Origin of the sequence: Micromonospora echinofusca (assembly GCF_900091445.1) — a bacterium.
Lineage (GTDB): Bacteria > Actinomycetota > Actinomycetes > Mycobacteriales > Micromonosporaceae > Micromonospora > Micromonospora echinofusca.
In genome coordinates, this window is the sequence record NZ_LT607733.1 from 1,919,606 (window position 1) to 1,931,407 (window position 11,802).

General features: G+C 68.1%; 14 protein-coding genes and 1 pseudogene. 12 read left to right on the top strand and 3 right to left on the bottom strand.

Annotated elements, in window-relative coordinates; all coding sequences use genetic code 11:
- Nucleotides 1-29 precede the first annotated feature (29 nt).
- From GA0070610_RS32070 to GA0070610_RS08895, 7 genes are all read left to right on the top strand, one after another.
- Nucleotides 30-377, top strand: coding sequence for a deazapurine DNA modification protein DpdA family protein (locus GA0070610_RS32070; RefSeq protein ID WP_449288794.1), 348 nt, complete (start codon nt 30-32; stop codon nt 375-377).
- An 11-nt stretch (nt 378-388) separates the two neighbouring features.
- Nucleotides 389-808 carry a hypothetical protein gene (locus GA0070610_RS08870; RefSeq protein WP_088999585.1) on the top strand — a complete coding sequence of 140 codons (420 nt, stop codon included), beginning with the start codon at nt 389-391 and terminating at the stop codon, nt 806-808.
- Nucleotides 805-2,283 (top strand): relaxase/mobilization nuclease domain-containing protein, encoded by a 1,479-nt coding sequence (locus GA0070610_RS08875; RefSeq protein WP_088999586.1) that lies wholly within the window; start codon nt 805-807, stop codon nt 2,281-2,283. Before GA0070610_RS08870 ends, GA0070610_RS08875 begins: the two co-directional genes overlap by 4 nt.
- A complete protein-coding gene (locus tag GA0070610_RS08880; protein WP_157747086.1) occupies nt 2,264-3,331 on the top strand; it encodes a hypothetical protein in 1,068 nt (355 codons plus the stop codon). The genes GA0070610_RS08875 and GA0070610_RS08880 overlap by 20 nt, the downstream gene beginning before the upstream one ends.
- Nucleotides 3,332-3,405: 74 nt before the next feature.
- Entirely contained in the window at nt 3,406-3,843 is a 438-nt protein-coding gene (locus GA0070610_RS08885; protein WP_231925986.1) for a DUF4913 domain-containing protein, read from the top strand.
- 316 nt (nt 3,844-4,159) lie between these two features.
- Nucleotides 4,160-5,368, top strand: coding sequence for a HEAT repeat domain-containing protein (locus tag GA0070610_RS08890; protein ID WP_157747087.1), 1,209 nt, complete (start codon nt 4,160-4,162; stop codon nt 5,366-5,368).
- 136 nt (nt 5,369-5,504) lie between these two features.
- Nucleotides 5,505-5,948, top strand: coding sequence for a hypothetical protein (locus tag GA0070610_RS08895; protein WP_089003372.1), 444 nt, complete (start codon nt 5,505-5,507; stop codon nt 5,946-5,948).
- Between the two features lie 142 nt (nt 5,949-6,090).
- On the opposite strand, the gene GA0070610_RS08900 is transcribed toward GA0070610_RS08895, so the two are convergent.
- On the bottom strand, nt 6,091-6,978 hold the full coding sequence (locus tag GA0070610_RS08900) for a YwqG family protein (RefSeq protein ID WP_197697810.1): 888 nt from the start codon (nt 6,976-6,978) through the stop codon (nt 6,091-6,093).
- Between the two features lie 85 nt (nt 6,979-7,063).
- Nucleotides 7,064-7,267, bottom strand: a complete 204-nt coding sequence (locus tag GA0070610_RS08905; protein WP_088999590.1) for a hypothetical protein — start codon at nt 7,265-7,267, stop codon at nt 7,064-7,066.
- Nucleotides 7,268-7,297: 30 nt separating this feature from the next.
- On the opposite strand from GA0070610_RS08905, the pseudogene GA0070610_RS31925 reads away from it, so the two are divergent.
- The 5 genes and pseudogenes from GA0070610_RS31925 to GA0070610_RS08925 all read left to right on the top strand — a co-directional run.
- Nucleotides 7,298-7,540 (top strand): annotated as a pseudogene (locus GA0070610_RS31925) (zinc-ribbon domain-containing protein); the annotation flags it as partial.
- A 42-nt stretch (nt 7,541-7,582) separates the two neighbouring features.
- Nucleotides 7,583-8,542 (top strand): zinc-ribbon domain-containing protein, encoded by a 960-nt coding sequence (locus GA0070610_RS08910; RefSeq protein WP_231925987.1) that lies wholly within the window; start codon nt 7,583-7,585, stop codon nt 8,540-8,542.
- 107 nt (nt 8,543-8,649) lie between these two features.
- Entirely contained in the window at nt 8,650-9,069 is a 420-nt protein-coding gene (locus GA0070610_RS30405; RefSeq protein ID WP_157747088.1) for a hypothetical protein, read from the top strand.
- Entirely contained in the window at nt 9,066-9,401 is a 336-nt protein-coding gene (locus GA0070610_RS08920) for an aspartyl/asparaginyl beta-hydroxylase domain-containing protein (RefSeq protein WP_231925988.1), read from the top strand. The genes GA0070610_RS30405 and GA0070610_RS08920 overlap by 4 nt, the downstream gene beginning before the upstream one ends.
- 286 nt (nt 9,402-9,687) lie before the next feature.
- Nucleotides 9,688-10,602 (top strand): protease inhibitor I9 family protein, encoded by a 915-nt coding sequence (locus GA0070610_RS08925; protein WP_088999593.1) that lies wholly within the window; start codon nt 9,688-9,690, stop codon nt 10,600-10,602.
- Nucleotides 10,603-10,955: 353 nt separating this feature from the next.
- Here the strand turns inward: GA0070610_RS08925 and GA0070610_RS08930 are convergent, their stop codons facing one another.
- Nucleotides 10,956-11,729 (bottom strand): hypothetical protein, encoded by a 774-nt coding sequence (locus GA0070610_RS08930; RefSeq protein WP_088999594.1) that lies wholly within the window; start codon nt 11,727-11,729, stop codon nt 10,956-10,958.
- Between the last annotated feature and the right edge of the window lie 73 nt (nt 11,730-11,802).

Sequence of the window (11,802 nt, forward strand, 5' to 3'; positions counted from 1 at the left end):
TTGCGAGCCGCTGGTCAACGCCCTGATCATTGGCTTGGAGCTATGGGGCGCGAGCCGACAAGGTCCGGCTGCCCGGCTGCCAGCACGCGGGGCCCTGCAACAACTGCCTGCGCTACGCCCTAGTGTGGCGGGAAAGGTCATGCACGCGCTGCGGCAGCCACGCCAACTCACCCTCGACCTGTTCGGTGCCGACACCCCGAACGCCGACCAGCACGCCGGATCCGCCTTCCCTCGCCCGCCTCTGTCGTCGACCGCATCGTCCACGCGGCTATCGCCGCCCGATGCTGCAGCCATCAGGCCGCCCGGGTCCCAAGGTCCGGCCGCTGGCCAGTGCCGGTAACGGTTCCGCTCACAGGGGCGTTAACGGCCAGGCGTAAGACTCGTTGCCGTGAGCACCGAAGGCAATGTCAGCGCCTCTGGCCAGGGCCGGCACCGGGAGCACCTCAGCCCCGGTCGCTCCCACCGGATCTATCCTCGGCTTTCGGACGAGGAGAAGGCGCTGGTCGTTGAGGCGGCCCGGCGAGCCGGTCTCACGCCAGCGGGATACACGGCGCAGGTGGTAATCGGCGTAGCGCGCGCAGAAGAGCCGGCCACGGGCCTTACCGGTGACTTGCGGGAGTTGCAGCGGCAACTGTTCGCCGCCCGCCGCGCAGTGAACATGTTCGGCTCCAACGTCAACCAGGCTGCGGCGGCCGCGAATGCGACCGGGGAGCTGCCCGGCTGGGCCGTCGAGGCGGTGCAGTTGTGCGCGCACGCCGTCGCCCGCCTCGATCAGGTGACGGCACTGATCGACCGGCGGTTGCGGTGATCGCACGGGTCCACCGTCGAGGCTGCCGCGTCGGTGGGCTGCTGCGCTACCTGTACGGGCCTGGGAAGCAGGAGGAGCACGTCAATCCGCGGTTGGTCGCGGCGTGGGACGGTGCTGGGGAGCTGGCCGATCTGGAGCCGGAGATCACCGCCTCGGGTAAGCGGGACTTCCGGAGGTTGACCGCTCTCCTGGAGGAGCCGGTACGAGCCGGGAACAGGCCGCCGGCAAAGCCGGTGTGGCATTGCTCGATGCGCCTGGCGGCGGAGGACCGCGACCGGGTGCTCACCGACGGCACCTGGGGGCGCATGGCCCGGGAGATGCTCATCGAAGCGGGACTCGCCACTGAAGCGGATGACCCGGGCCTGCGGTGGGTGGTGGTGCGGCACAACGACGACCACGTCCATATCGTCGCGACCCTCGTGCGTGAAGATGGCCGCACGAACTGGGCCCGCAACGACTACCTCAAGTGCGTGAGGGCCACCTACAACGTCGCCCGCCGCTACGGCCTGCGCAGGCAGGTACCTCCGGCCGACCGCACCGCACACCGGAGGCCTCACCCGGTGGAGGTCAACAAGGCCCGCCGCAAGGGCTGGAGCGACACCCCTCGCGACGAGTTGCGACGGCGGGTCCGCACCGCCGTCGCCGCCGCCGGCAGCGAGCTGGAGTTCCTCGACCGGCTGCGGGAGGCAGGGGTGCTGATCAGAGTGCGTCGCAGCACCGTCAACGCCGATGAGATCACCGGCTACGCCGTCGCCCTGCCTGGCGCGGGCACCAGTGACGGGCAACCGGTGTGGTACTCCGGTGGGCGCCTCGCACCCGATCTGACCCTGCCGAAGCTGCGCCGCCGGTGGGGCGGCCCGCCGCCGGCCGTCGGCCTACCGTCGGGAGGTCGGGTCACGGCCCGCGCCCAAGCCTTACGCGACGCCGCCAGCGTCACCCAGGTCGCGGCTGAAGAAATCCGCCGCAGCGCCCGTGAGGATCCCGCGACGGCCCAGGCCGCCGCTACCGCCGCAGCCGATCTGGTCACCAGCCTGGCGTACGCGAGGGAAGGCAGCCTGCGTGGGCCACTGCACCGGGCGGCGGAGGTGTTCGACCGCGCCGCACGCGACATCTACGGGCGGGCCGCGCGCACGATGTCCCTGTCGTACGAGCTACGAGCGATGTCGCGGCTGGTGGCGCTCATGGGCCGCATCGCCGCAGACGAGGACTCGGTCGCCGCGATGACGCTGGTGCTCGACATGGCCCGGCTTGCCGACGCGCTGGAGCACCTCCGCACTGCCCAGCAGCGACTGCACCAGGCGAAGGCAGCCCGGGATGCGGCCCGGCAACTCCGGGCCCTCTCCGCCGGCGGGCAGCGGCCGGTAACGACGCTGCTCACCGTGGCGGCAACGCCCATCCCGACAGTGGACAGTGCCCGCCGCACACCGCGGGCCGGTAACGGAAGGAGCCAGAATGATGCATCCGCAGCACGATGACCCGGTCGACGAGGCCAGACAGAAGGCGATGCAGTTCTTCGGCGTCGTTTCCACCCTCAGCGAAGCCGTCGCCCGCTTCGCTGCAGTGGGCATCCAGCGCAAGGCCGCCGAGGAGGAACGCGCCGCTGGCCGGGAGCGGGCCGCCGAGGCAGCCAGCCGCGAGGCCGACCGGCTCGGCGACTCCGTTCGCGCCGACCGGGAGCGACTCGCCCGCCGAGTCGACGGCTCGTGGCTGAAGGACGCCACCCTCACCGAGGTGGCCCAGCTATGGCGTACCGCGACGGTGCACGCCGCCGCCGGCGACCCCGTCGCGCAGAAGCTCGCGGGGCTCGCACTGGACCGCCTGGGCGAGCTGCACCCGCAGTGGCGGGCCGCGTACGACCGGCAGCGGGCGGCCGGAAAGTCCGCCCCCGACGCCGCCCGCGCCGCAGCCCACGAGGTCTGGGAGAGCGAATCGACGAGGGCCGGCGCCAGCGGCAGGCCGGCGCGACCGCACGGTGGCCCCGAGGCCCCGAAGCTGCGCGCCGGCGCAAACGGGAAGGCGCTACCCGCCGGTGGGCAGGCGCTCAACGACTTGGACGCCGCCGTACGCGCTGAAGCAGTGCGGCTGATCGCCGACGTCAGCCCCGAGGCGCTGGACCGGCTCCAGCGTGACCTGCGCGCCAGCGGCCGGGCGCCAGCGGCGGACAGCCTCGGACTGGCACGCCAGTACGTGAGTCAGGCCCGCAAGGCAGGCGCACTGACGCCGGTGGTCGCCAATGCCATCGACCGCGACCTGCTGGCACGCGCGGACGAGGATCCGGCGCAGGCCCGCACCGTCGCCGGGACGCCGGACCACCCGCGCACCGCAGTCGACGAGCACACCGAGAGGCACGTTGTTGCCACGGGGCATTACGGATCGGCCAGCCACGACCAAGCCGTAGCCCAGCAGCGCCGCCTCGGCAGTACCTTCGCTCCGCTGGTCGTCGGCGCAAAGGTGGACCCCCTCGTGGCCGCCAAGCGGCCGGCGACCGTGGTATCGAAGCGGGTCCGGGCGGTGACCCGATGACTAGCGTGGAAACCTCAAGTCCCTCCGGCGAGGTGGACGGGACGACAGAGGATCTCGCAGCCCAAGTTGCGCTGTTGACCAGGCAGGTCGCCGAACTTCAGCAGGTTCTCGCCGACCGCGCGGTCAGCGGTGGCGGGCAGGGGCAGCCACCGCTGTACGCGACTGTCGAGGAGTGGGTCCGCGACTACCTCCTGCCGGGATTTCCCCGGCCGGTTGGCGAGGTCGGGCTGGTGCGGTGGCACTGGTGCGAGCAGTGGTGGCGCCACGACGAAGCCGTGACCCGGCTGACCGCCTTGTGGTACGGCTGGGAACACGCTCGGCTCGAGATGACTGGCATGCTCGGCTGGCTGCGTGAACTGGACCACCACCTACCGATGCTGCTCGGCCCCGACGGCCCGTTCCGCTCCTGCGCCCCCGGCATCGACGGCAGCGCCGCCCGACACAAGGCCCCCACCGTTGCCGCCTTCGAGCAAGCACCAAAGCAGTGGTGGGACTGGTGGGATACCAAGTAGGCGCGGCGGCCGGACCTGTCCGCTGGTCCTCGGCACTCGTCCTGGCGGCACGGAACTGGGGGTCGAACGGTCGACTCCGGGCACGTCCTCGGCCGTCTATGGTCGATCAGTCCACGTTCCGGAGGTAGCGCCATGCGCTGCCACCCTTGGCTACAGGAGGGCCGGCTCAGGCTCTTCTCTCAACGTGGCTCCGATCAGACGGCAGACGACCCTAACGCCGCCCAGGACGAACCCACCTCGGCATGATCGACTTACTCGCCTCGGCGGATGGGTCGGCGCACCCCATGCTGGCCTCGCATAGTAGAGAATGCCGCACGTGCAACTTGACCTGAACAGCGTCGACTGGGCGTCGTTGACGCACGCATACGGAAGCGCCGAGGACGTCCCCGACCTCATCCGTGACCTACGGTCACCCGACGGCGAGGTCCGCAGCGCGGCGATGTACGAGTTGTACGGCAACATCTTCCATCAGGGCAGCCGCTACGAGGCCAGCGCATACGCAGTCTGGTTCCTGCTGGAGCTGGTGGCCGACCCCACCACGCCGGCCCGGCACGAGGTCATTCACCTGCTCTCCAGTCTTGCTGTCGGTTACGGGCAGTACCACATGGCCACCGGCTTTCCGGTCGTCGAGATGCGCAACGCCGTGGCCCAGGTCCCCGAGGAGACCTGGCAGCGCTGGTCGCGGACGATGAAGAACTGGTACGACGTCGTCAGCACAGGGCAGAGACAGCCCATCCCGCTGGCCAAGGCCGAGCGGCGCCTCTTGGAGACCAGGCACAAGCTCGCCGCGTACGACGCCGTCCGCGCCGGCGTCCCGGTGCTGCTGAAATGTCTGGCTGACTCCGACGCCGAGGTGGCAGGCGAAGCGATCCAAGCTTTGGCCTGGTTCCCGGAAGAGATGGCCTCCATCCGCCCCCGCCTCATCGAAATCGCCTCCGACGACCAGCAGCCAGTGCGGATGGCGGGAGCCGCGCTCGTCGCCCTGGGACTGGTCGGCGGCGCGTGTACACAGGAGGTAACGGACCTTCTCGACAGACAGCTTGGAAGCGCAGATCCCCACCTGAGATGGTCAGCTGCTCTGGCGTGGGCGCTCCTGGCAGGGGAAGGGGCGCCGGACTCGGTGGTAGCCGAACTCCGCTCATGGGCGATCCTCCGGAAGCGGAACACCGAGCAGACTGTCTGGGAAGTGCACCCCGCCCATCTCGCACTCGAAGTGCTCGACCGCGTCGCCGAGCCGATGGCCGAGCAGGTGCGTGCGGACCTCGTCGCCGCGGTACTGGCCGAGCAACCCACATCCAACTGGCACAACCACTTCAACGTGGTGCTGGACTACGCGTTCCCGCACATGGAGCCGGACCACGGCCACAGCTTCCAGGAACTGACGGCGGCACAACGGGCAGTGGTCCTCTGGCTCACACAGAATCCACACGTGTTCGGCCCGTCGGGCCCGGACGGCCCGCTCCGCCAACACGGCCTGCCGACAACCTACGAGGCGCTGCGCGCCTACGCTGGCGGGGACGGGTAGCCAACACAACACGTGGACGGCCGTAGGCCCGTGATGCGGCACGCGTCGTTCGGATCGGCGGCGCTCTCCGGCTATGGCGTTGCACTCAAACAGCCAGCCGTGGTGCACCCGTGGCGCGCAGGCTATCGTCCGCTGCATGAGTGAGACCCCGCTGTCCGATGTCATGTCGGAGCACGCGGAAGCCAAGACACCAGAGAGCTACGAGCGCTTCCTCAGGCTGTTCCGGGCCTCCACGGTCGGCATTGTGGCCACCGGGGTGCCCGCTGATGCCGCGCACGGGCATTTCGCTGGCGGCAACCTTGGTGCGGGCAGGACTACTCACGGCGACGGACGGCTACGTGTGCTGGCGTACGCCGATCCCGAAGCGGCCCTACGGAACTTTGGTCCCCGGTTCAACGCGGGCGTGTCCGGTGAGGTTCTCCTCCAGATGGCCGCGGCCGACCCCGATTGTGAGGGCGTGCTCGTCAACAGCGCCATCTGCGAGATCAGCTTGGTCGTTAGCAAGCCAACCGCCCAGTCCCTGATGACGCCAGCCACCACCGAAGCGCCCGGACCGCGGCCTTTGTGGAAACGCCGTTAGAGCCGATATCGCGACTTCAGGCAGCACCCTCATCTCGACAGTTCCGGATGGCGAGCGGCAGCTCCAGCCGTCACGCTGCGTGCCGCGCGGATCGCGGCAGATCCGGATGCCGGTTCGGGCGCTGTCAGTGACTCCTGTCGGGTCAGGAGCAGTCGAATCGGTGGTCGTGGGGACGCTCTGGACATGATGTGCAGACGAAGATGTAGACGCCGCCGGCGTCGCCGAGCATCAATCCTGCCGGGTTCTGAAGCGACCGCCACGGATGGTCGTCCGGGCTGTCGAAGCCCCATCCGATGATTGCGGGCCGGTCCTCCAGCGGGACCCAACGTCGTTCGTCGCCCCGGCTGAACTCCCAGGTGGCGATGGTGAGCAGATGCTCCATCCGAACCCCGCACATGCAAACCGGCCAGTCAGGCGACTGCGTCCAGCCGGGGTAGCCGCCGACCTTGATCCCGGAAGCGACCGCCAGGTCGGTGTCGTACTCCCAGCCGTGGTCAGCCTCGACCCGGCGCGCCGCTTCCTGGATCTGCGACCACACCTCATGCGGCAGGTCGTACGACGGGTACTCGACGACCCGCTCGGGATCGACGACGCACGCGTCGGGCACATACCACGCTTCGGCGTCCTCGTGTGGCGTGGGCATCGCCGCCAGTCGGGGTCCGATCGTTGATCGTCGCCGCCAGCGCAAGCGCGGAAGCGGAGCACTCCAGGGATCATGGTCAAAGGGGCACCACAGCACCTGCAGCACGTCCGAGCCCTCTGGGAATGGCAGCTCAGGCACATCGTCGGCGAGCAGTTGCAGGACCGGCACGAGTGGCACCCCAGCCTCGGCGGGATGATCGTCCAGAACTTCACCGTCACAGGTTGGCCAGGGCTCGTTCGCCGGCCACAGCAGCGACCCGCCCACGGAGCTCTGCTCGACCGACGGCGAGCCCTTGCGTGGATGCAGCCGGATGGTCGTCCGCGCGAACGCACGCAACTGCGGGAAGACCGCGTCCATATCGATCGGAGCCAGCGGGGTGGTGTGCACGGCCGAGATCGTACGGGCAAGCAGCGTCCCGTCTCTCAGAACGCCTCGCTGGCAAGCGCGATCGGCGGCAGATGTGCGCAGCTGATCAACCGACTTCGTCTCGCTGTCTGAGCCATTGACGCACTGCCGTAAGGTCGGCGCCGGTCAGTTCCACCGTCACGGTCGTCCACGCTCGGTCGAGGGCCCTGGCCACCGCTGGCGGCAGCGGGACGAGGAGGAAGAGGACTTTGTCTCCCTTGCCGCGCAAGACGCGTTGGCTGTGTTCCTCGCCGAGGTCGCCGGCGCTCACGGCACACCTGTCAAATAGGGAACACCTTCGATGGTCAAGACTGCTGCGGTGGGACGGACTGACGCAGACCGGCGCCGCCGGCAGCCGCTGGAGCAAACGCACCCAGACGCTGGCGAGCACTGGATCGCAGACGCGAACCACCCCGAGACGCCGGCTACTGTGACGGCCAAATCACGGCGGGCCTTCTGGTGGAAGTGCGCCTCCGGGCACGTCTTCCAGGCGCCCGTCCACGACGTCGCCGCCGGCGACGGAAGCATCTCCACACGCTCGTGCCTACAGTGTCGGGATGCGCGCGACGCAGAGTTCGCACGGCTCATGACCCTGCGCCTGGTCGACCTGCCCGAGGTGGTCGTGGCCTGGCGCGACGAGCAGCCCATCGAAGACCTCACCCTGCGCGACCGCGGCATGTGGAAGCTGGAATGCCCCAACGGACACAAGCCCAGAATGAGCGCGTACCTCTACTACACGCAGGGATGCCAGCACTGCCGGGCGCAGAAGGCCGAACCGCTCACCAGGGCTTTCCCGGAGCTGGCGGCACAATGGCATCCGACCAAGAACCGGCTCACGCCTGACCAGGTGGGCGAAACCTCCCGGCGGCGCGCCTGGTGGATCTCCCCGTGTTGCGCGCATGAGTGGGAGGAATCCCCGCGAGACCGCGTCCTGCAGCCCGCGCTGCGCTGCCCGCTTTGCAATACCATCCTGCGCAGCCTGGCATACCGCGATCCCGACTTGGCCGCACAATGGCATCCTGGTAACGCCCTCACCGCCTACCACGTGAAGCCGTTCTCCTCCGTCACCGTGCGATGGGTCTGCCCCGCCGACGCGAGCCACCAGTGGGACGCCCCGGTGATGGTCCGATCGTCTGGTACAGGGTGCCCGACGTGCTCGACAGCCGGCAAGTCGGCGATCGAGACCGCGCTCGCCGAGGCTCTGAAGACGCTGATCCCCGCGACACGGCAAGATGCCCGAATCGCGCGAACGGGCGGCGGGCCAGCCTGGCGGGTTGATGTGCTGACCGTCGTAGCCGAGCGGCCCCTAGCTGTCGAGTACGACGGAGAGTACTGGCATCGAGACAAGACCGCCCTGGATCTCGAGAAGACAGCCGACCTACTGACCTCCGGCCATCTCGTCGTCCGTGTCCGCGAGAACGACCTACCCGACCTACCCATCGAGCATCCGCATCTGCTCCAGACCCGACATCGGCCGCAGTTCGAGACGGCGCCGCCGCTGGCAGCCAGCATCGTCACCTGGGCTCGGTCGACAGTGGCTCGGTAGCGGGTTGCTGGCGGTCAAGCGTAAGGCTTTTGCCTTGTTGAGGGCGGCTGAAAATTGGCCGTGAGGGTATAGGGCGACGCCGTCGAGACCACCTAGCCTCTGCTGGTATGAGCGAAGGTCCCGATGAGATGCCCGCAATATCGCCGTATGAAGAGCGACGGTGGGCGGAGTTGCAGCGGCACTGGGCGAAGAAGGCCAAGCGTCGGCAACTGCTCCCTCCAAGAGCCAGGGCCGCGCTCGGCGAGGCAGGTGGGCAGGTGGACGCCGCCCGCAAGGCAGGCAAGGCCGTCTCGAACGTGACTCCCCCGGTCGTCAGGGAGGGCCTTGAGAGCGTGGCCGATGCAGCACTGGTTCCCGTCGCCAAGCAAGCAGTTCACCTCCTCGAACTCGTGACCGACTGGACGACCGAGCTCGCGGATCCCGAGAAGGTGTTGGAGCATCACCGAGCAGCGGGGCGCGACGTCGCGAAGCTGGAGGATCTCAAGAAGCTCGACCTCAAGCTTGCCCGAACGCTGCCTCCGCGTTGACGAAGGTTCCTCACCTGACGACCGCTGGGTTTTCTCGGATGGCTCCTGGCACCCGTATCAAGCCACATCAGGGGTGGGTTACGACCGTTTACCGCGCGCATCTCGGGCTGGTCGTGCCTGAGGACTGCGCACTGCGAGTGGGCGACGAGACCCGGCAGTGGCGCGAAGGTAAGACCTTTGTCTTCGACGACACCGTCACGCATGAGGCGTGGAACTACGGCTCCAGCGACCGCGTCGTGCTCTTGTTTGACTTCGCCCGTCCTGGCTACGAGGACATGCCGCAGGACGAACTGCCGGTTACCCTGGCAGGCTTCGTACGACGCGGTGGATGAGCGAGACATCCCAGCGCACCTTCACGCGCCCTGTCTTATGCACCGTGCCGACAACCTGGCCGAACGCCGGGTGAGCACTGCAGCATCCGAGGGCATCACGCTCCGCGCAGCGCCGTACGCGGCATGAGAGCGCCTGCGTGGCATGATCACGTCATCGGGTAAGTCCGTGCGACAGACCGCTGGAAAATTCGCTCGAAATCCGCCGTGATGGGCTTCCTGATGTAGCGGAGCGGTCGGTGACCACCACCGCCAACCGGTCGCAACGGGGTTCACAGGGGAGGCACTGATGACGGAGTGGTCGGATCCGACGGTGTATCTGCCGTACATCGTGGAGATCGAGCAGGAAGATGGCGAGGTTCGGTCGTACCCGGCCCATTTCGTGACGATGACACCGGACTTCGTCTTCGTCCGTGATCCGGCTGGCGGGTCGGCGAGTCTTCCGACGCGCTCGGTGCGTTCGATCAGGGTCGCGGTGCAGGATCTGCCGGCAGACCATGACTCGTTGCGGGCCGAATATCCCAACGCCTATCAGCCCTGGCACCCGTTCGATGAATTGAGCCTCGAAGACATGCACCGGTCGAGGGGGACGCTCGCGTACGCGCAGCTGCGCCGCCGCCCTCCGGCGCATCTCGTCATCAAGGCGCGCGAGCGCGGCTACGACCCCACCGCCATGCTGAACGCCATCGAGAACGAGTCAAAACTCGAGCCGCACTCGTTGGAGGCGCGGTATGCGAGGCGCTCCGCTGAGAACGACTACCTCGTCATCGTCAAGCCGGGAATCGATCCCTATCAAATACTCAGTCGGCACCAGCTTTCGCCCGACGCCTTGTACCGCATCGTTGCCTCTTGGGGATTCGGCGCCAGGCTGACGGGCCTGCAGTTGAAGAAGTCGCCGAGGGCCGGGGTCCCGGCGCTTTCCGAAGACTCCGACATCGATCGCATCGAGCCCGACCCTGATCGGCTTGCACCGCATTTCCGTGCCGCACAGGAACGGCGCGTCGATGGTGAGTACATAGTCGTCGTTCGTTGCAGCGGTGATCCGCTTACCGTCGCCGCGCGAGCCGGGGTCTCCCCGAGCAGAGTGTTCGACTTCATCAACAGCTTCTCCGCTGACATGACTGACGCTCAGGTTCAAGCAATGCGCCGGGACCCCGACGTGGTGCAGATCGAGGACAATGCGACTGTCGGGCTGGACTGCTGATCGTGCGGCTGGCTGACGTCTGACTCCGCCATGATGATGGGCGGAATGCGCTTGCAGCCGACGATGCACTGTTCTCGGCACGACAGGGCGGCGCCGAACGCGCACGGTCGGCGGCAGATGCGTGCATCTGACCATGGAAAACGAGCGTCTGCGCAGTGAGCGGACGCATTGTAGGTAGGGGAAAAATTCGAGATCGGCGATGTTGCCGGTGTCAGGGAGTCGCCACGCCGCCCCGGCAGGACATGCCGACCGAGCTCCGCACCACGCGCCCACGGGTGACATGTTCAGCCGCGCCGCCCCGCCGCCCCAACGGCCGTCGCAGACGATTCACAGCGGCTGATGTTCGTCCTGGATCAGCAGTGAATATGCACGTGCAGTAGCACCGCGTTGGGTGGCAGCTCCATCAGATAGAGGTCCGTGAAGTGCAGGTAGTCACGGCGAAGTCGCAGGTTGTCGAGCTGGCCAGCGAGGCCCGGTGCGCTGCGGCCCATTAGATCGGGGTCGAGCCACTCACCTGAGCGCGTCAGCAGGCCGTTGGTCGCCAGCGCCTCGCGAGCGCGCAGAGCCATGAAATCGACCCGAGCCAGGGCGAACGAGACGACGGGATCGTCACCCCAGTTAGGGATCCGCTGAAACGGCGCGGTGGTAAAGCCGTATCTGTTCGCCACGGCCGCGAGGAGCGGCTGCGAGTGATAGGCCTGCCACGCCTCGCGCCCGAAGTAGTCGTGGGGTTCCGCCGAACTCTCAACGAAGTGGACAAGGGGGCGCGCCGGTGGAAAAGCAGCCGCCATCTGTTGCCACTCGTCCCACTCCCGACCGGCCGCCTCGGCGGCCGCAGTGCGGACAGCCCCCAGATCGAGCAGCGCCCGCGGCCCACCGTCGCAGTAACCCCGGCCCATGACCTCGGACGAGTCGCCGCGCACCAGCCGCGGATCGTCCTCGTACCCGCCCACGACGGGGATCCTCGCGGACCAACCGATTCGGTAGCGGTCCCACCGCCCACCCCACTCATCGTCCGGGTGCTGCGGGGCATCCCGGTCGTAAGGCCGCATCGCTGCGGCCAAGGCGACGTCGATCTCGCGGCGGTCCACCGGATCGAGGCACACCGTAATGATCTCCCAAGCCATGCTGCTTCTCCTACGCCTGAGGACCCGCCGCCGGGCAGGTGGCGCCATCATTCGGCGTCCTGAGTTGATCACT

What these genes read in the sequence shown, in the direction of transcription:
- GA0070610_RS08880 (WP_157747086.1), top strand. Translation starts at nt 2,264, where the DNA reads ATGCATCCGCAGCACGATGACCCGGTCGACGAGGCCAGACAGAAGGCG.
- GA0070610_RS08895 (WP_089003372.1), top strand. Translation starts at nt 5,505, where the DNA reads ATGAGTGAGACCCCGCTGTCCGATGTCATGTCGGAGCACGCGGAAGCC.
- GA0070610_RS08910 (WP_231925987.1), top strand. Translation starts at nt 7,583, where the DNA reads ATGACCCTGCGCCTGGTCGACCTGCCCGAGGTGGTCGTGGCCTGGCGC.
- GA0070610_RS30405 (WP_157747088.1), top strand. Translation starts at nt 8,650, where the DNA reads ATGAGCGAAGGTCCCGATGAGATGCCCGCAATATCGCCGTATGAAGAG.
- GA0070610_RS08925 (WP_088999593.1), top strand. Translation starts at nt 9,688, where the DNA reads ATGACGGAGTGGTCGGATCCGACGGTGTATCTGCCGTACATCGTGGAG.
- GA0070610_RS08930 (WP_088999594.1), bottom strand. Translation starts at nt 11,729, where the DNA reads ATGGCTTGGGAGATCATTACGGTGTGCCTCGATCCGGTGGACCGCCGC.